This window comes from Psychrobacter sp. P11F6 (genome assembly GCF_001435295.1).
GTDB lineage: Bacteria > Pseudomonadota > Gammaproteobacteria > Pseudomonadales > Moraxellaceae > Psychrobacter.
Genome location: NZ_CM003594.1, coordinates 279034 through 301643, shown reverse-complemented (window position 1 = coordinate 301643; position 22610 = coordinate 279034). Strand labels below are relative to the sequence as shown.

Below are 22610 nucleotides of genomic sequence, written 5' to 3'. Positions count from 1 at the left end.
CCTGCACGCATAACGGTCGAAAACGACTGCCTGTACAGGTGATAAGGGTCATCTTCCATAATGTGTGACACTCACGGTTAGTTTGACAAATAAGCAGAACGGTTGCAAGGTATCAACAGCCATTCATAACAATATGCCTATATAGCGGTATACTTGATCACCCATGATAAAATTCATTGACGAGGTGTGGTTTTGCATCTACTCGCTTTTACTATTGGTATTGGTATTGGTATTGGTATTGGTATTGGTATTGGTATTGGTATTGGTATTGGTATTGGTATTGGTATTGGCCAATTTAAAACATGTTTTGATTTTGGCATAAACTTTTATTTTGGTATAAATAAAGGCATCACCGTCCAGATATCAGATAATGATATGACATTTAATCCTTGTAACCTTGTATGAAATATGGACAATAGCTACACGCGAGATACGACGCCAAAATACACCCTTCACTAAACCCTCTTATTGACCTGCTGCTATAAAGATAAGCAATCGGCGTTGTTGATTCGATGACGGATTTGGTGGCTGGTTTTTAAACCTATTATTTTATGAGACTACCATGAGCAATCTGCGCAATGCATCACAATACACCCACTATGATGTCATCATCATCGGCGCTGGCGCGTCAGGGCTATACTGTGCGCTCACAGCGGGTCGCCGTGGTCGCCGCGTACTGGTATTAGACCATGCCAATAAAGCGGGCAAAAAAATCCTCATGTCAGGTGGTGGACGCTGCAACTTTACCAATTACTATGTCGAGCCTGAGCACTTTATCGGTGCCAATCAACATTTCTGTAAATCAGCGCTCAGTCGTTATCCCAGCTGGGAATTTATCGGTATGGTGGCAGCACATAAAATCCCTTACCATGAGCGCGAACATGGTCAGCTGTTTTGTGATGATTCAGCGCAAGATATTTTGACCATGCTCCTCGCGGAATGTACGGCAGCTGGTGTACAAGTAAAGCTAAATGCGCAGATTGACAGTGTGCAAGCTATCGAAAATGACAAGAACGCCAAATTTGAATTACTGACCAGCAAGCAGCTTAGCAAAAAAGAAAAGCAAGAGAGAAAAGAATCCGCCAATCAAACCAGACTGCCGCAAACAGGCTACCGCTGTGAGTCACTCGTGGTCGCCACGGGCGGACTGTCTATTCCAACGATGGGAGCCAGTGGTTTGGGATATGAATTGGCGCAGCAATTTGGGCACACGCTGATTGCAACCGATGCCAGCTTAGTGCCTTTTACCTTTACGGATAAAACGGGTGAGCTTATTCGATCTTTGGCTGGTATTAGTTTGCCAGTCATCGCTAGTAATGAGCGCATCTCTTTTAAATTGCCTATGTTGTTTACCCATCGCGGACTGTCAGGCCCTGCTATGCTACAACTATCAAACTATTGGCACACTGGCGAGACCATTAGTATCAACCTGCTGCCAAATATCGACATGACAGCGCTGCTCCTTGCGCACAAAAAATCGCACCCAAAGCAACTGATTCGGACGGTCGTCGCGGATTATACCGATAGTGGCGATGACAGTCATAAGCTACCAAAAAAGCTGCTTGCCGCGCTACAAACGCACCTTTGGGACGATATCAAAGACACCGAACTTGCCAATATTAAAGATGAGCGGCTGACGGAGCTTGGCGCGACTTTGAATGGCTGGCAGCTCAAACCCTCTGGTACAGAAGGCTATCGTACCGCCGAGGTAACACGTGGCGGCGTAAAAACTGATGAAGTCTCCTCAAAGACCATGCAAAGCAACATGCAAGAGGGCTTATACTTTATCGGTGAAGTGCTGGATGTTACTGGTTGGCTCGGCGGCTATAACTTCCAATGGGCATGGGCCAGTGGCTTTGTCTGCGGTGAAGTGGTTTAACCTCAATCATAACGATTTGGCATTGTTTAATCATAAACAGTGCTTATCGGCAGCACTTACAGATAGCGCTTACAGACAGCACTTATAAACAGCATTTATAAACAGCATTTATAAACAGCATTTATAAACAGCATTTATAAACAGCGCCATGGCTAAATGCCCACCACCCCCTAATGAGATATCACTATTTTCATTCTACTTAAGTTGCCTTTTATCGACATTAGACCTTGATAAATTATTAAAATAAACACAATATAGGTAGCTATAAATGTAGCGTAACTTAACAGAACTTTTTTATTGGAAAATATGTTTTGTCTGACGAGGTAATAAATGCGTCCTATTAAAAATATTCATGGTGATAAAGCGCCGCACTGGGTAGGTGACGGCTTCTATGTAAAGACTTTAATCAACCATCTTGACGATAATCCTCATTTTAATTATAGCCATACCGACCCGTTTTTGTTATTTGATTATGGCAAACCGACGACCTTTGATCCGAACCCCAATTATAAAACACAGCCGCATGGAGTCGGACAGCATCCACACAAAGGCTTTGAAACCGTCACTATCGCCTACGAAGGTGAAATCAGTCATGCCGATTCAGTGGGCGGGCAAGGGATTATTCAAAAAGGCGATGTGCAATGGATGACCGCAGGTCGTGGCATCATGCACGAAGAGTTCCATTCCGAGGCTTTCGGTCAACGCGGTGGGGTCTTCAGTATGGTGCAACTGTGGGTTAACTTGCCAAGTGCGCACAAACTAACCGACCCAAACTATCAAAGCATCAAACGGGCAGATCTGCCTATCGTTGAGTTGATCGACAGCAGTAACCCAGACCACCAAACGACGATTGGTAAGGCGGCTATCATTGCTGGTGTGTGGCAAGAAATAACAGGCGCGGCAAATACCTTTACTCCGATTAACTTATGGAATATTGAGCTGCATACTGCGGGTGCAACAACGCTAAAAGTGCCCAACACCCACAATACGCTACTGCTAGTACAAGAAGGTGAACTACTGGTCAATGGTACGTCAGTCAGTGCCGGTAATTTGATTCAATTTGATGCGCCAACTCAGCACCGTACTGATGACCAAGCTCAGCAAACACTGGCTACTGATAACATTGAGCTGCATTATCCTGCTACCGAAAATGGCGAGCAAGCACCAGTCAAGCTTTTACTATTGAGCGGCGAACCTATCGGCGAACCAGTCGCAGGTTATGGACCCTTTGTAATGAACACCCAAGAAGAGCTCCGCCAAACGTTTCGGGATTACCAAACGGGCAACTTTGTTAAATAGTTAAAATACAGGCATCAAAAAGCCACCTGACGGTCTGCGTCAGGTGGCTTTTTATTATGTGCTTATGTATCGGCTAACGCTGAGGGTGTTTTTAACACACCTTAAGGTTAGCTAATTATAAGGGCAGCTGATTATCCATTATGCTTGGTTAAGGAATGGATAATCGGTATAGCCTTCATTGCCACCACCATAAAAACTCTCTGGGTGCTGCTCATTGAGCGCCGCCCCTTCTCGGATACGCTCAACCAAATCAGGATTGGCGATATAATCACGGCCAAAAGCAACCGCATCGATATAGCCGTCTTTGATGTTTTTCTCCGCTTTTTCAGCCGTATAGCCACCAGCAGCGATGATCATATTGTCAAAAGCATCACGGACACGCTGACGGAATGCATCACTATAAGGCCTGCCACCTGCCCAATCAGGCTCAGAGAGATGCAAATACATCAGACCACGCTTGTTGATCTGTTCAACTAGCCAGATGTTTTCGTCTTCATTGTAGCCTGCTTCTACATTGTTAAACGTGCCAAGTGGCGAGATACGAATACCCACATGATCAGCATCCCACGCATCAACACAAGCATCGATGACATCAAGAGTCAGACGCGCACGGTTGTCGCGGCTACCGCCATACTCATCATCACGCTGATTGGTTTGCTCAACCCAAAACTGATGCAATAGATAACCGTGTGCACCATGTATCTCCACCCCATCAAAGCCTGCTTCTTTAGCATTTTTGGTCGCTTGGGCAAAATCAGCGATGACTTGCTTAATCTCATCAAGTGTCGCTGGACGTGGCGTGGTCGCTTCAACACGGATGGCGTGGTTATTGCTATCACGCAATGACGTACGCACACCGACATGCACATCAGACGCTGAGATCGGCGCTTTGCCATCAGGCTGCACGCTTTCATGCGCGACCAATCCTGTGTGCCATAGCTGTACGACAATTTTGCCACCTTTGGCATGGACATTATCAACGATAGTTTTCCACGCAGTGATTTGATCTTGGGTATGGATACCCGGCGCGCCAGCATAGCCTTTTGCCTGAAAAGATACCTGCGTCGCTTCAGTAATAACAAGCCCAGCACTCGCACGCTGTGAATAATACTCTCCAGCAAGTGCCGTCGGTACATCACCAGGTTCGATCGAACGCAGACGTGTCAACGGTGCCATAATGATGCGGTTTTTTAGGGTTTGCGTACCCATTTTTACGGGTTCAAATAAATTATCGTGTGCCATAAAAAGCCTTATTTGTTGTTATAAAACCATAATGATTGGTTTGTTATTAATGAATAAATAGCGCGCTCGTTTTTTAATACGCTATTTATAAGCCGTAGTCTTTATAGGGGGCAAACATGATAATTCCAAGGAAAAATGACCAACAAAAATATCAATATGGCATGATATCGGTATTGATAATACTCATTATTCAACGCCTCTTATCAGCCTATTAAGCGAATGGCTTTAATCATTTAAAAACATAAATAGCAAAATAATATTATTTATCAATAACCTGTACTCATAACCTCTCAGTCAAAAGTCTACTTAGGGCGTGTTGAACGATGACCCAATCGAGATTTTTATAACTTGAGCATCTTTTTAATGGACAACTCTAAAGACAAGTAAGTGCCAAACAATATCACCATCGAGCCGATAATCGCTGGCGTGTCTAAAGCCTCACCAAGCAGCAGATAGCCTAAAATAATGGCAAAAATCGGAATCACCAAGGTAATACTGGTTGCGCGCATAGGACCAATACTTTTTATCAATTGATTCATAAAAATCAAGGCAATGGCTGTTGAAAATACGCCAATACAAATGACTGAAACCCAAGCAGTAAGGCTAATGCTTTTACCATGTGGGAATTCGTAGACTGCTATCGGCAACATGATAATACTGGCAATGATGAGCGAACCTGCGGTAATAGCGACTGGTGAGACATTGTATAAGTAGTTTCTGGTGATATTGGCACCGACGGCATAACCGACACAGGCCAATAACGCATAGCCCATTGGTAGCAACCCTGAACTTGACTCAGCGCCCTGCCCGCTACCGCCAAATAAGTTTTCACTCATCAAAATAATCACACCGATAACACCGATGACTAAACCGAGAAGTTGTGTTCTTGACAGTCTGTCTTTAAAAAAGGTACTGGCGATGAAACCACTCATCATCGGCACAGACGCATTAAGCACCGCCAACACCCCTGCGTTTACCGAGCGCGCTGAAAAGGCAAACAGGATAAAAGGAATAGCCGCAGAAAATAATCCAACCAGCGTCAACACTTTCCAATTATCCCGTATGCCCTCTCTATTTTTTGGGCTGATCAAAACAAAAACCAGCATGGTCAGCCCAGCCAAGACCACACGAAGGCTCGCAAAAGCTAACGAGCCAAACTCAGGCACGCCGATACGATAAAAAATAAAAGACAGCGACCACATAAAGGATAAGGTGATAAAAATAATGAGGTCGCGGTTAGACATGGGGTGATCCTATCAAGCGTTAGACGATTGCTCCTTACTTATAAAATGGCTATTTATGAACTTCTCGTTATGAAATGATTATTAACAGACATTCATCATAAAAGCGCAGTTATAAAAGGCTCAGTCGTAAAAAGTATCGTGTGATAAAAAACCTCGATGATAACTTTTTAATTGCTCGATTGATGTTGTATTTTCTGTATTTATCGCTGATTTCTTCTACAAATTCACTTTATCCAAAATAAAGTCAATATCTTTATCGCCGCGACCTGACAAATTGACCAAAATCGTCTCATCCGCTGACATATCCTTGGCAATTTTCATTGCATAAGCGATGGCATGTGCCGACTCTAAGGCAGGAATAATACCCTCAAGGCGCGACAATGCCATAAACGCTTCTAGACATTCAGCATCAGTCGCCGACTCATAAGTAGCCAGTTTTAAATCTCGCAGATGCGAGTGCTGTGGTCCAACCCCAGGATAATCTAGACCTGAGGCAATCGAATGTACGGGAGCTGGCTCGCCTTTTTCATCAAGCAGCACGTAACATTTAAAACCATGAATCTCGCCTTTCACGCCCAGTGACATCGTTGCGGCATGATTAGGCGTATCCAAGCCCTCACCTGCGGGTTCCACGCCTATTTTTTCTACACTTTTATCATCAAAAAAGCCGCTAAACATACCGATAGCATTAGAGCCGCCGCCAATACAAGCAACCACTTTATTAGGTAGCTTACCCGTCGTCGCTAAGAACTGCGCCCGCGCTTCATGTCCGACCACTGACTGAAAATAGCTGACCATTTCAGGATAGGGTGCAGGACCTAATGCCGAGCCAATCGCAAACATACTGGTATCGAGCTCATTCAAATAAGTCTCAAAGGCGCTATCGACTGCTTCTTTTAGCGTACCAGCACCGCGTGACACTGGTACGATATTGGCACCCAAAATCTTCATACGACTGACGTTTGGATGCTCCTTTTTAATATCCACCACACCCATGTGAATCTCACACTCCAAGCCCATCAATGCCGCTGCCGTTGCCAACGCTACGCCATGTTGCCCCGCACCCGTCTCGGCAATTACTTTGGTTTTGCCTAATTTCTTGGCTAATAACACTTCACCCAAACAGTGATTAATCTTGTGCGCGCCCGTATGATTTAAATCTTCACGCTTAAAATAAATCTGCGCGCCGCCGCAATGCTCGGTCAAACGTTGCGCATGATAAATAGGACTTGGACGACCAACATAGGTCTCACGCAAGCGCTTCATCTCAGCGATAAAATCGTCATTTTTAATGATTTCACGAAAGCCTACTTCGATTTCTGCCATGGCTTTGGCCAGCTCAGGATGACCAATTTTGCCACCAAATTCGCCATATAAACCATCGTTATTTGGTAGTATTGATTGATGTAATCCATAGCCAGCTGCTGTATTTTGCGTTGTCATAGTTAACCCTTATTATTTTAAATGGAGTATTAGTATTGGCATTTTTGCCGAATTATTTAGCGTTTTTAGTAATGAAAATATTTTGATGTATTTGTGTTCTAGTACATTGAAACAAGATGATAAGCGAAATTCTCTATTCGGTCAAGTTTACACGCCACTCTGAAAACAATTGACTAAGTGACTGACTAAGACATTGACTAAAAGCTGGCAAAAATAATCGGAGAATGGAAGCGCGATTTGCCTATAAGTATTACAGCAATCGTGTGACTGAAATAATAACGCAACCTATGTTTGCTAATATGATGCTCGCTTGGCTTAGCGCATCTCTGCGGTCAAAAGCTAATATTATTTCATACGGGCTTTTTAGCTTAAATATCAAATTAGGATACACCATGCAACGACGCCAACTGATTAAAGCCATGGGTTTAAGCTTAGGCGCTATCAGCACCTCCGCGGCAGTGAGTGGTTGCCAAACGCTTGCCAAGCAGCCAAAGCTACCAAGCAAAATTACTCAAGCTGGGCATTTTCCTAATATCATCGTCGGTAGTGGCTATGGTGGTGCGGTATCGGCGCTGCGATTGAGCGAAAAAGGTCACAAGGTTTTAATCCTTGAGATGGGGATGCGTTGGGATAGAAGCTCCAAACACGATACCTTTTGCAAAATGATTAGCGCTGATAAACGCTCAAGCTGGTTTAGCAATATGCCAAACGCTCCTATTCCCATTCCAATCCCGATTAAAAAATATCCTGGGGTTTTAGACTTAATCGAATATGAGGATATGAAAGTCTTCGCTGGGCGTGCTTATGGTGGCGGCTCTATCGTCAATGGCGCGATTGCCATTCAGCCAAGACGCTCGCACTTTGAAGAAACGTTCCCTTGGATTGATGCTGATGAGATGTACGACACTTACTTCCCTCGTGCTATGCGAGAATTAAAAGTCAGCCAAATTCCGGAGTCATTTTTTAATCAATCCGAGCACTACGAATTTACTCGTTCAGCTGAACGCCAAGCTTCAAGGGCGGGACTAAAAACAGAGTTTTTCGGTAATAGCTACGATTTTGACTATATGCAAAAGGAAGCGCGCGGCGAAGTGTATAAATCCGCGCTCGGCGGTGAAGTCATCTATGGCAACAATGCGGGCAAATTTTCATTGGATTTAACCTACCTAAAAGACGCTGAAGCCACGGGCAATGTCACGGTCAAAACCTTGCGCAAAGTTAATACTATTCAAGCGCTTGATAACGACCAACTGCGTTTAGAAGTCCATGTTATCAATAAGACTGGCGGTGTGGATAAAGTTGAGCATTATACCTGCGATAAGCTCTTCCTTAATGCTGGCAGTACGGGCACCTCAGAGCTACTATTAAAAAGCCAAGCCGAAGGGAGGCTAAACAACCTAAACGAACACATCGGCAAACATTGGGGACCCAACGGTAACATCATGACGGGACGCAATTTCGTCCATGCTGCTGGCACCACACAATCTACCATTCCGGTCAAAGGCATCAATATGTGGGACGGCGATAGAGACGGCTCGAAGTACAAAATCTTTGCCGAACTTGCGCCCTTACCATTGGGACTTGAAACGTGGACAACGCTATATCTCGCCATCACTGACAATCCCGAACGCGGCAACTATTACTATGATAAAACCTCAAAAACCGTCAAACTCAATTGGAAACGTGAACAAAACGACTATTCCGTAAATGCTGCTAAAGAGCTGATCGAAAAACTCGCCAAAGTAAATGGTGGCTCAACTTCAAGTTTGCTGTTTACCAAAGGCTTCGGCGATAACTTCTGCTATCACCCACTTGGCGGCTGCGTACTTGGCAAAGCGACTGATGAATTTGGACGCGTCAAAGGGCACGAGAATATCTACGTGCAAGACGGCGCGTTAATCCCTGGTAGCGCTGGCGTGAATCCATATGTGTTTATCACAGGACTTGCCGAACGAAATATGGTGGCTATATTGAAGGAAGATTTTGGATAGGTTGTTGAAATTGTAGAATTTAGAAGTACGAAAAACGCTCTTTAGGAGCGTTTTTTTATGGCTTTTAGAATTTTCTATATTATGAATCTTAAACATAAGTTTAACTATGCTAGAATCGTTTATATTAACCATGAAATAGAGGAAATTAGAATGGCAGGTGAACAGTCAAAGGAAATTGGTGAAGAAGGAGAAAGAATAGCCAAAAACTTTTTGAAAATTATTGGGTGGGGAAATCCAAATAGTAATGAGCAGTTGGCATGCATCCATTCAAAAGAGCATAAAAGACCTGAAGCTAAAAATGGAAGGAAAACTCACGGCATAGACTTATCCTATAATTATATTTCTCCTTTAGAGAGTGATACTCTTCAAAACATAATAATATCTGTGAAACATACATCCAAACCTTACCCTAACTCTCCACAAAACATTTTTAAAGAACATTTCAAAGATTTGGCTCAGACAGTAGAATGCTATAGACACTCTGATGTTAAACAGGAACATCTAGGTATTCACAAAAGATATAGGAACATAAGAGATGTAGGCGTCTTACTTTGGATAACTAGTGAGAACTCTGATTCTGAAGTTACATCTAAAGTAGAAAACGTTATTTTAGATAAACAATTGAGCTTTGATACAATCTATCTTGTCGACAATAAACGCATGAACTTTATATTTGACGTTTTAAAATTTATTGGATCAAGTCACAGTAACTCAGATATAAATTTTTATTATCCTGATACTGCTCTAAATTTTGATAACTCAGGTGAAAGATTTGGAAAAAAACTACCTGTGGAATATTTGAACTCACCTATATTACCTCTACTTTTAAAGCAAGGTAAAGATCAGGTAGATATATTTTGTTTGGCTACAACAGCTAACTATGATTCTGTTGAGTTTAAACAGCTTTTATATATTGCTAAAGAATATACTAACGGACTAAATTGTGAGTTTTTATTCTTATTTCCGGATTACATAGAGTCTGAACATTCAAAATCTATCAACTCTGCCCTCAGAGAATTAGATGTAACAAATACAACTAGCGTCAAGAATTTCAAGCCAGATTTTAGGAGTTTAAATACATAATGGAAAATCACATTGTTCCTACTAATGATTACTTAAGACAGATAATAGGTAATTCATATATTACAGAATCTAACTTGAAGAAAATTCTAAGACAAAGAGGTGTATTTACTAGCTCAAGTTCAAAAAAATTATCGCTCCCATAATTATAAAAACAGGGATTTCACCAAATGAATATAATCAATTAGCAGACTCTTATAAATCAAGTGAAAGCCAGTTAAAATCTAAGAATAGAAGCATTTCATGGCAATCAGAAGATTCGTTAATTGACTCGATTCCCGATAACTTTGACTATAGCAATCTTTTAGAAGATGATTTTGGAACTTGTAATTTAGTCTCTCAGCCTTATTTTGTGGCTATTGAAAACGACCCTAATTGCATTGCATTAGATTTCGAAATTGAACGTAAAGATTTAACAAAAAACTTAGGTGAAAATATAACGCATCACTTTGGTCGTCTTGAACTCAAAAAATGTGGTCAAGAAATGCAAGTTAACATAAATATAAATCACACCTCGAAAGAGACACTAAAATTTATCAATATATTAACTAAAGATATAATTAAACATTTTAAAAATGAGGGTAAAATAGATAAGAATGCAGAGATTATAAATATAAAATTCTATGACTTTGACAATAAAAATAGAATTTTATTTCTTTTACAATTATCTCAGAAAGTACTATATACAAGCCTCATATTCAAAGATACTAAAAATGTGCAAATATGTCCTGATGATGACATCTCTAACCCTCCAGATGAAATAAAATGGATGAGAGATAAAATTGAAAATTCAAGATTATCAGGTAAAGAGCTTCATAATACTTTCTTTATTAAGGAAAGCAACTATCTCGATTATATCCTTATGTTTGGTATTACTTGTAGTTATTATTTTGAAGGTGATGACTTTAACGCTAATTGCGAAATAGAATATGAGTTTAGCAGTCGGAAAGATCTTTTAGATGGTAGTGAATTGACCTTAAATATTAATGTTACTGATATAAAAACTAACGATAACAAAAATATATCTAAGAGCAAAGCATCTAAAGTGATACTTGATTCACTTGAAAAATACAAGCTCGAATCCTATAAGGAGTACAAGAAAACATAAATACAGCTACATAATGTACATTTATATAGCTGTATTTATATCCAGATTATTAAAATTTATTTCTCTTAGTCTAATTTCAAATAGTTTATAAATATAAATCTTAGGCTGGGCATCTTGCCTAGCTTTTCATTATTCGTAATTCTATAGGCCAAAACGTAAATCTATTAGTTATCACGAATAAACATAACTTCAATCACGATAGATTTATAGAAGTTAGCAGATCTCACCGCTAGCCCTGATAGCAGCGGTATCCTGACGCCGACGATGGCGATGCGGACTATGGCTGGAGGTGGTCGCTCGAATGTTGGAACGCCACCAGACAAACCAGTTCGCACGCCATCGACAAGTTAGATACAAGCGCATAGCAGGATCAGCTCCAACAACTAATCATTCCTTAAAAAACCTTCTTCTTAAAATCTAATCAAAATACCCCACTCTACCAAAATATTCAAACCCTCTTCCCTATCACACCCCCATTGAATTAAACCCCTGTATCGGCAACAATACCCCTATTAATAAGAATTTCCATAATAAAAAGGATAACTAATGAAACTGCGCATCTTAAAATCTGCCGTGACCAACCCTTGGTTTAACCTCGCGACCGAGGATTGGATATTTAACACCCTCAATCCCGACTCGCACACGCTATTCTTATGGCGCAATAGCGAGACCGTGGTCATTGGGCGCTCGCAAAACCCATGGGTAGAATGCAAAATCGATAAGATGGAAGCCGATGATGTATTTTTGGCGCGGCGGCAGAGTGGCGGTGGCGCGGTGTTTCATGATTTGGGCAATACCAACTTTACCTTTTTATCACCCAAAGATGACTACGATCAAGAAGCGAACTTTACCATCATTATTAATGCACTAAAAAAATTGGGCATAGACGCGGATTTATCTGGTCGTAATGACATGCAAGTCGGTGATAAGAAAATATCAGGTAGCGCCTTTAAACATGCCACCGATCGTAGCTTTCATCATGGTACGTTACTGGTGAACGCTAATATGCAAAAGCTTGGTGAGTATCTCAATCCGCATCCGCTTAAGCTGAAAGCAAAAGGTATCAAGTCTGTGCGTGCTCGCGTGGCAAACTTAGTAGAATTTAACGATACTATTAATCACGAAACGTTATCTGAGGCGATTATCGAGGCGTTTTGCGAATACTATCGCGACAAAGATTATGGCGACAATACGCCAGTCGAAGAATTGGATGAAGCCAGTCTCGCGCAGCAGCCGACACTCAATAAATATTATCAGCAAATGGCGGATTGGGATTGGCGCTTCGGTAAAACCCCTGAATTCACTCATCACATCGAGACGCGCTTTGATTGGGGCATCATTGATTTGCACCTTGATGTGAAGCAAGCAGTGATACGCGATGTGGTTATCTTCTCTGATGCGCTAAACGTTGAATTAATTGACCTATTAAAAGACATATTGACAGGTATTAAATATGACAAACATGAGATTAAAGCTAAGTTTGACGAGTTATGCAAAGCACATCCTGAGTTGGCAGTACAAATTGATGACGTGTCTAAATGGCTGACTAGTGAGATGGAAGGTTAGATTTTTGCTTGTTATTGATAATTAGTAAAGAGTCTCAATTTCTTATTGACGTCAATATTTCAATCGCCTTTATACTTTGTACAGATTAGGCTTGCTGTCTAGGTCACACCCTTAGACAAACTTAAGTTTGATATTTTACGCTTTAGCCATCTATAATGTCAGGCAAATAATAGTTCCGCTATAAAAGTCCAAACTTTAAACGTTTAAGCAAGGTAGCACTATGGCAGCCTATATCACCGTCGGCGCAAAGACCTCTCACGGTGGGACGGTCATCTCCGGCTCAGCGCACACCACTCATAACGGTATCCCTGTCGCGCGTAAAGGCGATAAAGTCATCTGTAAAAAATGCAAAAAGGTCACCACTATTGTTAGTGGTGATGCCTCCTTTATTGTCGATGGTGCGCCTATTGCACGTGGCGGTGATGTGACCAGCTGCGGCGCGAAGTTGATTGCTAGTCAGCAGTCATTTGCGGAGTCGGGTTTTGATGTCGGTAATATTGCGCAGGCAGCGCCTTTGCAGTTTGCGAAGTCGGATATGAGTAATTCCTCCGAAGAACAATATGACGAACAATTTCAAGTTTTAGACGAAAATGATCAACCTATATCTAACGTGGACTATCAAGTTCTTGACACTGAAACGCAAGAAGTTTTGGCTACTGGTACAACCGATTCAGAAGGCTTGACTAAACGCGTAAGTACTGACATCGGAAAAAGTATAGATATTATTTTTATTTAATATTTTAAGTAGGGATTGATTATGGATGGGCTTTTAAAAACTTTAGGTATTAGAGCAAAGACTAATACTAATACTGGTTCTAGACAGCAGGTAAGTCCAGTAAGATTTATTAAATCCACTAAAGAAAGTGACGGGACTGATAGTGGCTGGCTTCGTGTTAGATTGGATAATTCAAAATCTGCATCTCTTTGTGAAAGAACAAAAATTCAGATTACTAACAGTAAAGAAGGAAGAACTTACTTTAGAATAATGGATGGGAGTTTTAAGGGTAAGTTAGCTTCACTTACTGATGGAAATGCGAAGCTATACCTTTCAGGAGAAAAACCTACCATATCCTCTTCTGGTGCTGTGATAGAAGTTATATATTCGGGCAAAGAACGTACCATATATTCTGTAATTCGTAAAGATATCAGGCAAATTCCTGCACGTTTAAGTTTTACGGGAAATACAGCAACCGTTTCGTTAACTACTATAGGAGCTGATTCACTGAATCCTTTGCCCGAGGGAACATACAATATATTAGTCCCTGATGTTCCTCATGATAAAGAGTATACAGAACAATATAAACCTGCGTACCCTGCTTTAAAGTGTCATCAAGTATGGTTCCCTATAGAATATCAGACTAATAACCGTTACGTACATGTAGGTGCTATCTCTGAAGGTTGCGTTACTGTACTAGATCTTAAGTTATGGAATCAAATATACGATTATTTAATAAGTCATCGTCGAACTGATCTAAGATACGTAGGCAAGCTGATAATTAGGAAAATATAATGATAAAAGTCGCCTTCACTTTATGCGTACTAATAACGCTTGCCTCATGTACCTCTAATGATGATATTGATCATGAGCAGACACGTATTGTTTCTCAAGACCATGACAAGTCCATAATAGACAGCGAGCTCTCATCATCAGAAAATTCGACAGTTTACGAATATGAAGATTCTGAAGCCATTTTACGTCATGTCGTTGATGGATGGAAAGCTCCTAAAAGCCTCGCTAAAAAAGAAGAAAGCTATCAATTTTTGCTTAATCTTGAAAAAAAGGGAGACATTGAGTTTGCTCAGCAGAACTATGGTACAGCATGGAATAGATATAGTACGGCTTCTATTTACTATCCTTCGCCTAAAATACTAGTAAAAGCTGGTGACGCACAGGTACTTCATATTCTAAATAGGTATGAAACTATATGTGATTGTGATAGTAATGATTTACCAGAAGACATAAGAAGAAAAAATTTTCAGTTAGATTACTTGCAGTATATTATTAGAAGAGAATATGGTTTAGCACTTGATTTCAACCGCTACCCTAAGAAAGACTACAACGATGAACAGAGTCTAAGTAAAGAACAAGAACAACAGTTGATTAGCAAAATTGAATGTTTAAATCAGAAACTTGATTTTGAAGGTGACTCAGCTGATGTTTCAATTTTGAAACCATGTCTTGATTGACCAATCGCAAAAAGAGGTCGATTGTATACCTGTAGCAGAAGGTAAAACTTATGAGCAAGTGAGTCCGAATCAGCCTGTTCAATAGCATTTTCTAACGAGGTTTTAATGTACCAAAGAAAAACTACTACTCTCATTCAGTCTTTACTATTAGCTACTTTATTATCAAATATATTAATCGTTTCCGCTTGTTCAGCTGAATCATCAAACGCACCAGTACTATCAAATCAAAGCACTCCTGCTGAGACCTATGATCTTGGCCTTGCCTACTATGAAGGCAACTCAGTTCCTGAAGATGATAACAAAGCTTTTGAACTATTTGAAAAAGCTGCCAATCAAGGCTATGCCCCTGCTAAACATTATCTAGGTATTATGTATTATGAAGGTTTAGGCGTAGATCAAAATTATCAAAAAGCATTTGAATGGGTTAAGCAAGCTGCTAACCAAGGAAATTCTGATGCTCAATTTGATTTAGGTGTTATGTACCACGAAGGTATTGCTGTTAAGCAAGATGATTTCAAAAAATTTGAATGGTTTCAAAAATCTGCTAACCAAGGAGATTCAGATGCTCAATATCGTATAGGCATCATGTATTATGAAGGTAGTGGTGTTGAGCAAAATTACCAAAAAGCAATGGAATGGTATCTATTAGCAGCTAACAATGGATCTTTTGACGCTCAAAATAATATTGGTAATTTTTACGAATACGGTTATGGTGTGACGCAAGACTATGACAAAGCTTTTGAGTGGTATACCAAAGCGGCTGACCAAGGACTAGATGTGGCACAACTTAATATTGGTGGTCTCTACGAGAATGGCTATGGCGTCCCTCAAGACTATGACACAGCTTTTGAATGGTACAAAAAAGCCGCCGATCAAGGCAATCAAGAAGCCAGCAATCGCATTGGTAGATTAGTCATGAATGGTAAAATTGACGATGAAGGTATCGTTATTTATAGCACCCAAGAAACTGGTCTCACATTAGGTGATATTGAAAACATGAGCCAATGATAATGATGAGCCAGATATTAACTTAGGTAACCTAACAGTCATATGTTTCGTGATACGTTATCTTAGACTTAATTATTTTTTCAATATGCTCAACAAATACTTTTGTCTCAGATCTACTATCTTCGTCAATAATTAGCAGACCTCCTATCGAAACATAGCAGACACCAAAAGACTTAGTGGGTAATAGATTAGTCCACTTAGATGAAATATCATTATCTAGTTTTACAGTTTGCCAATAGTTCGATAAATAATAATCTCCTGTCATAGATTGCCACGTGCAAACTTCAGATTCAGTTATGATTGAGCTAACAAGTAATGGGGTTTGAAAAAGTATGTCTTTGTGCAGCCCATCAAATGCTCGGATAACGAAAGCCGCAGGATGGTTCGGAAACTCTTCTCTTTCCCTTGACCGTCGCATACTCTGTGCTTGCTGTGTCTGAAAAGATTGGATAGTGCTGATATCAACCTCATCAGCCATTTTATACTCTACATCACGTATAGGCTTTGAATACAATGAATCTAGAAGCTCTACATCACTTAATGATATAGATAAACAGCCAATAATTCTTTCGTCGTCTTCCTCTCGTACGCCACCATACATGCTAACGCCAATGACACAATTATCAAATATCCATTCACAGTGTTCTACTACGTTGCCACTACAGTAATGGCTATCGGAGGAGTAGTTTGACTCTGATCCTAAATATGCTATTAGCTTTTTAATCACTGGTTGTCTATTAAATAGTTGTGCTGGGATGTTGATCCATATTGAATCTATCAATCGGTCATCATCTGCTGCACTAAAATGACAGTAAGCAACTTTAAGAGACCACATTTCAGACAGTTTTATAGTGACTGTTTCAGGCATATAGCTTTCTTCATAAGAATGCATTACCGTATCTTTTTCAGGAAGCTGAGCTTTTATATCAGATACCTTATCACCCCATTTAAAATTTACGTCACCAAATTGAAAGTGTTCCTTTCTCATACCTCTTAGCCTTTATCCAAATAGTAATTTAAAGATACTTATAGCTTTTTACGATCATCTATACACTGAGCAAGTCTATATTATCTAACAAAAAAAGCGGCAAGATAATCTATCTTGCCGCTCTCATTACTTCTGAACTAAACCCTAAATCGCTGCCGCAACCTCAGCACCATCTCTTATAGCACGCTTAGCATCCAGCTCAGCAGCAAGTTTTGCACCACCGATTAGATGGTATTGCGCATCTGGTGCATCACCAACATTTGGCATCAGCTCTACGACCGACTCTTGACCAGCACAGACCACGACGCTATCGACACGTAGCAACTGGCTTTGACCTTGGTTATTGGTGATCCAAATGCCTTCATTAGTGATCTTATCGTACTGAGCACCTGAGACTTGGATGACGCCGTGTGATTTAACATGAGCACGATGTACCCAGCCCGAGGTTTTATTCAGCCCACTACCCAAGCGACCTTTGGTACGCTGCATCAAGTACACTTGGCGGATAGGTTTGATGGCTTCAGGCTTAATCAGTCCACCATCAGTTTGATAGTTAGTATCGTTAGTCACGCCCCACTCTTCACGCCACTCGCTAACTGACTGCGCTTTTGGACGGTAGTTTGTGTCTTTTAATAGCTCAGGACCTAGCTCATCAAGCGGCTGACCATGTTTGGCGGTCAGATATTCACTGACGTCAAAGCCAATACCGCCAGCACCAATGACGGCAACCGTATCACCAACGGATTTTTCACCAGAGAGTAATTCAGCATAGCTCATCACTTGTGGCAAATCCGCGCCTTCCAGTTTGCCAGATAGGCTTCTAGGAACAACACCAGTTGCAACGATGACATGGTGGAATTTGGCTTTCTCAAGCATGGCTTTATCGACTTTGGTATTAAGTTTAATCTCAACGCCTAAATGCTCAAGCTCGTTGATATAGTAGCGAATGGTTTCAAAGAACTCTTCTTTACCAGGGATAACTTTGGCGTAGTTAAACTGCCCGCCCAAGATATCTTTTGCTTCAAACAAGGTTACCTCATGACCACGCAAGGCAGCAACGTGCGCCGCTGACATACCAGCAACACCGCCACCGATGACGGCGACTTTTTTAGGTTTCTTGGTTTTCTTATAAACCAATTCTGTCTCATAACACGCTTGTGGATTGACCAGACAAGTCGAGCGTTTGTTTTCAAAGGTATGGTCGAGGCAGGCTTGGTTACAGGCGATACAGGTATTAATACGATCGGCTTGACCATCTTTGGCTTTATTGACCCAATGGGCATCGGCTAAAAATGGACGCGCCATTTGAATCATATCCGCCTGACCACTAGCCACGATTTCTTCTGCCGTTTCTGGCATATTGATACGGTTGGCCGCCATCATGGGGATGCTGATATGCTTTTTAATCTCAGCGGTGAAATCAACAAAAGCGGCACGCGGTACGCTGGTGACAATCGTCGGAACACGCGCTTCATGCCAGCCGATACCAGTATTCATGATGGTCACGCCCGCTTCTTCTAGCGCTTTGGCAACGGTAATAACTTCGTCCATCACGTTGCCGTCTTTGACCAGATCAATCACTGACAAGCGGAATAAAATAATAAAATCTTCACCAGCAGCTTCGCGTACGGCTTTGACGACATCGACCGCCAGCTTCATACGACCTTGAATATCACCGCCATATTCATCGGTACGTTGATTTACATGACGCGATAAAAACTGATTGAGCAAATAACCTTCTGAGCCCATGATTTCCACACCGTCATAACCCGCTTGCTTGGCAAGTTTAGCCGAACGGGCATAATCCTTTACCGTTTGTTCGATGTTTTTAATGCTCATCTTACGCGGCTTAAAGGGTGAAATTGGTGATTTTATTGGACTAGAGGAGACGACAAACGGATGATAGCCGTAACGACCGCTGTGCAAAATTTGCATGATGATTTTGCTGTCATATTTATGCGCCGCACGGGTCACACGCTGATGGTTAATGACGTCAGCACGCGTATTCATGGTACCGCCAGCAGGCAGCAACCAACCTTCACGATTGGGCGAGATACCGCCGGTAATCATCATCGCTACGCCACCTTTGGCACGTTCTGCAAAATACGCCGCCAGTTTACCGTAGTTATAAAAACGGTCTTCAAGCCCAGTATGCATTGAGCCCATCACCATGCGGTTTTTAAGCGTCGTAAAGCCCAAATCTAATGGCTCAAATAAATGTGGGTAGTGTTCATTGGTGCTAGCAGTTTCGATGGTATTGGCAGTGCGGCTGGCGGACATATCATTTTCCTTATGAATGGTTTGTGGAAATGCTTGTTAAAGCTGGCTGGGCTTTTTAAAAGTTAAGATTTTTAAAAATGAGGCTTTTAGAAATAGTTAAGCGATAGGATTTAACATCACTGGTATCGTAACACACCGCTATTATCATCAGCTATGCAGACAAGCGACTGATGAGTGAACACTATGTGAATTAGGCTAACTGATCATGCCATCCAATATAAGCAAGCGCTAAAAACATACTCGCTTTTCACAGAGCATTGTCTATAATGGACGAACAAATATTTACCGTGAGTCACCTATCGGCGAGTTGCTACAAGGAAGGTCAGCAAAATATTAATAGCTTAGCAAGCAGTGATAAATAACGAAGCCAACTTTATAGCAGGTTTGTAGCGTATTCACCGAATTATAACAGCAAGATAAAGGACTATCCCCATGACAGACTTCCACACAGGTCTTGGCAAAAATGCTGCCAACCATCAACCGCTTACCCCTATTGACTTCATTATCCGCAGCGCTCAGGTCTATCCCGATAAAACTGCCATTATTTATGACGATTTAGAACACAATAACCTCACGCAAACGTGGCAACAGACTTATGATCGTTGTCGTCAATTGGCGGATGGTCTGCGCAAATTAGGCATCGATAAGAACGACACTGTCGCCGTCATGATGCCAAACACCCCAGCGATGATCGAATGCGCCTTTGGTGTACCGATGTCAGGCGGGGTACTTTGTACACTGAACACCCGCCTCGATATCAACGCCCTTACCTTTTGCCTACAACATTCTGAAGCCAAAGTGTTGATTCTAGACAGCGAGTTTGCTGAACATGCTGAAATTATCGATGAAGCATTTCCTAATCTAATCGTCATTCATGCGACCGATGCGGCGCTCGATATTGAACATTTTGGACAAATGAGCTACGAAGCATTAATCGCCAGCTCAGACAGTTTGGATAATTGGGAGAAACCTTTAGACGAATGGGATGCTATCGCCCTCAACTATACCTCTGGCACCACTGGCAAGCCAAAAGGCGTGGTCTATCATCATCGCGGCGCGACACTCAACGCTGTCTCCAATATTTTAGATTGGGATATGCCCAAGCACCCCATGTATCTATGGACGCTACCATTATTTCACTGTAATGGTTGGTGTTTTCCCTGGACGATTGCCGAACGTGCGGGCGTCAACGTCTGCTTGCGCAAGATTGATGCTGATTTGATTTTGCAGCTGATTGCCAAGCATAAAGTCACGCATTATTGCTCAGCGCCTGTGGTACACAATATGATTGCTGGCGGCAAGCCTGAATATAAAGACGCCATCAATCATGAAGTCAAAGGCTGGGTCGCTGGTGCACCGCCGTCTGAAACCATGCTCGCCGCCATGGAAGCAATGGGCTTTCATATCTCGCACGTTTACGGTCTCACCGAAGTCTATGGTCCAGTCACCGTCTGTGCGGAACAAGCAGAATGGGATGAACTGGATGTCGCTGCGCGCGCGCAAAAGAAATCACGTCAGGGTGTAACGTCACATTTGATGACTGGCTTTGAGCTGTTTAAACAAGGCACCACGGAGCCAGTTGCCGCTGATGGTCAAGAGATGGGCGAGCTGGCACTACGCGGTAACATGGTGATGAAAGGTTATCTAAAAAGCCGTAAAGCCACCGAGGAAGCCTTTGCTGATGGTTGGTTCCGTACTGGTGATTTGGGCATTAAATACCCTGATGGTTATATAAAAATCATGGACAGGCTTAAAGACATCATCATCTCAGGTGGTGAGAATATCTCTAGTATCGAAGTCGAAAACGTCTTATATAAAATGCCAGAAATCCAAAGCTGTGCGGTCGTCGCCGCGCCGCATGATAAATGGGGCGAAGTGCCCGTCGCCTTTATCGAGATTCATGAAGGCAGCACCTTGCAGCGCGACCATGTGATGGAGCACTGCAAGCAGCATTTGGCGGGTTTTAAAGTGCCCAAATATATTATCTTTGCTGAAATTCCAAAAACCAGCACCGGTAAAGTGCAGAAATTTGAGCTGCGCCAAGCGGCCAAGTCATTAGCACACGAAACGCCAAAAGTAACGGCTAGCGCCAAGTAAGAATTTATCATTAAGCCTTAATAATACGGAAGTATCGTTAATATTAATGAAGCATCATTGATAAAAAAAGGTCAGCCTAATTGAATTAGACTGACCCTTTTATTGCGCTAAAAAAACCAAACCAATATTAATTAAGCTTAGGTTCTAGCCACTGATACACCAACATCCCGACTATCATCGCTGGGATAAAGACATAAGCCTGCCACTGTCCTGTACCAAGCAGCACAATACCGGGTCCTGGGCAAACCCCAACCAAACCCCAACCGATACCAAATAGCATCGCGCCGATTAACAATTTTTTATTAATAGTGGTTTTGGTTGGCATCTCAATTAATGATCCAATCCAGCTGGTCTTTTGACGCTTAGCCAATTGTACACCGACTATCGCTACCATTAGACCGCCGCCCATCACCAGTGCCAGAGAAATATCCCATGCACCAAAGACGTCCAAAAAGCCTTGTACTTTAACAGGATCGGTCATGCCTGATATCAGCAGTCCAAAGCCAAATAATAACCCTGCCAGTAATCCAATTATATTTTTTAGCATGTTTTTTCTCGCACCTAATGTGTTAATCCAAGCGGTTATAACTATCCGATATAAACAATAGTCATCGCTATCTTCGCAACGTACGGTCTATGTGGTTTTTAAATCAAACCCAAGACATGACGACCAATATAAACGGTCACAATACCAAACAACATAAAGGTAACCGTCGCCGCCATCGAACGTGGCGACAGTCGCGCATTACCGCAGATACCATGTCCACTGGTGCAACCTGAACCCAAACGTGTCCCAAAACCAACCAGCAATCCTGCCCCAATAAGCAGTGGCAAAGAGCTACTAATCTCTATATCGGGCAACGGTTTTACCAGACCATAAAGTAATGGCGAGATAACAAGACCAAGTATGAATAACACCTGCCACATCTCGACGCGCTTGGGTTTTAAGAGACTTGAGAAAATACCACTAATACCCGCAATACGACCAATGCCCAATAGCAAGATGACCGTTGCAACGCCTAGCATCAGCCCGCCTACCAAGGAAATTGGCGTAAAGGCCTGCCAATCTATTTGTATACTCATAATATTTACCTAAGCCAATTTTTATCAAAACAGTTTTGAATTTCGTTTTATATAAATACATTATATTATAAAATATAATAAATAGGTAAAAAAATACCGAACCTTCGTTACAAGG

Annotated in this window: 19 protein-coding genes; 12 read left to right on the top strand and 7 right to left on the bottom strand. The window is 41.8% G+C overall.

Going from position 1 to position 22610, the window contains the following annotated elements:
• Nucleotides 1–163: 163 nt before the first annotated feature.
• The 3 genes from AK822_RS15025 (at nucleotide 164) to AK822_RS01275 (ending at nucleotide 3178) form a co-directional block, all read left to right on the top strand.
• The gene (locus tag AK822_RS15025) at nucleotides 164–322 is read left to right on the top strand and encodes a hypothetical protein (protein ID WP_205628055.1); all 159 of its coding nucleotides are present in this window, start codon (nucleotides 164–166) and stop codon (nucleotides 320–322) included.
• A 240-nt stretch (nucleotides 323–562) separates the two neighbouring features.
• Complete coding sequence (locus tag AK822_RS01280; protein ID WP_060490292.1) at nucleotides 563–1879, top strand: BaiN/RdsA family NAD(P)/FAD-dependent oxidoreductase; 1317 nt, start codon at nucleotides 563–565, stop codon at nucleotides 1877–1879.
• A gap of 330 nt (nucleotides 1880–2209) precedes the next feature.
• The gene (locus tag AK822_RS01275) at nucleotides 2210–3178 is read left to right on the top strand and encodes a pirin family protein (RefSeq protein WP_060490291.1); all 969 of its coding nucleotides are present in this window, start codon (nucleotides 2210–2212) and stop codon (nucleotides 3176–3178) included.
• 138 nt (nucleotides 3179–3316) lie between these two features.
• Here the strand turns inward: AK822_RS01275 and AK822_RS01270 are convergent, their stop codons facing one another.
• The 3 genes from AK822_RS01270 to trpB all read right to left on the bottom strand — a co-directional run bounded on the left by AK822_RS01270 (nucleotide 3317) and on the right by trpB (nucleotide 7107).
• On the bottom strand, nucleotides 3317–4420 hold the full coding sequence (locus AK822_RS01270) for an alkene reductase (protein WP_060490290.1): 1104 nt from the start codon (nucleotides 4418–4420) through the stop codon (nucleotides 3317–3319).
• Nucleotides 4421–4761: 341 nt separating this feature from the next.
• Nucleotides 4762–5664, bottom strand: a complete 903-nt coding sequence (locus tag AK822_RS01265; RefSeq protein WP_060490289.1) for a DMT family transporter — start codon at nucleotides 5662–5664, stop codon at nucleotides 4762–4764.
• A 216-nt stretch (nucleotides 5665–5880) separates the two neighbouring features.
• Nucleotides 5881–7107: a tryptophan synthase subunit beta gene (gene trpB, locus AK822_RS01260; protein WP_060490288.1), complete on the bottom strand. Its 1227-nt coding sequence runs from the start codon at nucleotides 7105–7107 to the stop codon at nucleotides 5881–5883.
• A 392-nt stretch (nucleotides 7108–7499) separates the two neighbouring features.
• Between trpB and AK822_RS01255 the strand changes: the two genes are divergently transcribed.
• From AK822_RS01255 to AK822_RS01220, 8 genes are all read left to right on the top strand, one after another.
• Nucleotides 7500–9098, top strand: a complete 1599-nt coding sequence (locus AK822_RS01255) for a GMC oxidoreductase (protein WP_060492127.1) — start codon at nucleotides 7500–7502, stop codon at nucleotides 9096–9098.
• A 57-nt stretch (nucleotides 9099–9155) separates the two neighbouring features.
• Nucleotides 9156–10181: a GapS4a family protein gene (locus AK822_RS01250; RefSeq protein WP_060490287.1), complete on the top strand. Its 1026-nt coding sequence runs from the start codon at nucleotides 9156–9158 to the stop codon at nucleotides 10179–10181.
• Between the two features lie 349 nt (nucleotides 10182–10530).
• The gene (locus AK822_RS01245; RefSeq protein ID WP_060490286.1) at nucleotides 10531–11286 is read left to right on the top strand and encodes a hypothetical protein; all 756 of its coding nucleotides are present in this window, start codon (nucleotides 10531–10533) and stop codon (nucleotides 11284–11286) included.
• A 546-nt stretch (nucleotides 11287–11832) separates the two neighbouring features.
• Nucleotides 11833–12852 (top strand): lipoate--protein ligase, encoded by a 1020-nt coding sequence (locus AK822_RS01240; RefSeq protein WP_060490285.1) that lies wholly within the window; start codon nucleotides 11833–11835, stop codon nucleotides 12850–12852.
• Between the two features lie 220 nt (nucleotides 12853–13072).
• A complete protein-coding gene (locus AK822_RS14580) occupies nucleotides 13073–13588 on the top strand; it encodes a PAAR domain-containing protein (RefSeq protein WP_087945520.1) in 516 nt (171 codons plus the stop codon).
• A 21-nt stretch (nucleotides 13589–13609) separates the two neighbouring features.
• Complete coding sequence (locus AK822_RS01230; RefSeq protein ID WP_060490284.1) at nucleotides 13610–14362, top strand: hypothetical protein; 753 nt, start codon at nucleotides 13610–13612, stop codon at nucleotides 14360–14362.
• Nucleotides 14362–15039 (top strand): hypothetical protein, encoded by a 678-nt coding sequence (locus tag AK822_RS01225; RefSeq protein ID WP_060490283.1) that lies wholly within the window; start codon nucleotides 14362–14364, stop codon nucleotides 15037–15039. Before AK822_RS01230 ends, AK822_RS01225 begins: the two co-directional genes overlap by 1 nt.
• Nucleotides 15040–15144: 105 nt before the next feature.
• The gene (locus tag AK822_RS01220) at nucleotides 15145–16047 is read left to right on the top strand and encodes a tetratricopeptide repeat protein (RefSeq protein WP_060490282.1); all 903 of its coding nucleotides are present in this window, start codon (nucleotides 15145–15147) and stop codon (nucleotides 16045–16047) included.
• A gap of 31 nt (nucleotides 16048–16078) precedes the next feature.
• Here AK822_RS01220 and AK822_RS01215 read toward each other — a convergent pair whose 3' ends face one another.
• A complete protein-coding gene (locus tag AK822_RS01215; RefSeq protein ID WP_060490281.1) occupies nucleotides 16079–17035 on the bottom strand; it encodes a hypothetical protein in 957 nt (318 codons plus the stop codon).
• A 144-nt stretch (nucleotides 17036–17179) separates the two neighbouring features.
• Nucleotides 17180–19315 carry an NADPH-dependent 2,4-dienoyl-CoA reductase gene (locus tag AK822_RS01210; protein ID WP_060490280.1) on the bottom strand — a complete coding sequence of 712 codons (2136 nt, stop codon included), beginning with the start codon at nucleotides 19313–19315 and terminating at the stop codon, nucleotides 17180–17182.
• A 432-nt stretch (nucleotides 19316–19747) separates the two neighbouring features.
• On the opposite strand from AK822_RS01210, the gene AK822_RS01205 reads away from it, so the two are divergent.
• Complete coding sequence (locus tag AK822_RS01205) at nucleotides 19748–21412, top strand: AMP-binding protein (protein WP_060490279.1); 1665 nt, start codon at nucleotides 19748–19750, stop codon at nucleotides 21410–21412.
• 127 nt (nucleotides 21413–21539) lie between these two features.
• Here AK822_RS01205 and AK822_RS01200 read toward each other — a convergent pair whose 3' ends face one another.
• Nucleotides 21540–21959 carry a DUF6691 family protein gene (locus tag AK822_RS01200; RefSeq protein ID WP_060490278.1) on the bottom strand — a complete coding sequence of 140 codons (420 nt, stop codon included), beginning with the start codon at nucleotides 21957–21959 and terminating at the stop codon, nucleotides 21540–21542.
• 98 nt (nucleotides 21960–22057) lie between these two features.
• Nucleotides 22058–22495, bottom strand: a complete 438-nt coding sequence (locus AK822_RS01195; protein WP_055123579.1) for a YeeE/YedE family protein — start codon at nucleotides 22493–22495, stop codon at nucleotides 22058–22060.
• Nucleotides 22496–22610: the final 115 nt, after the last annotated feature.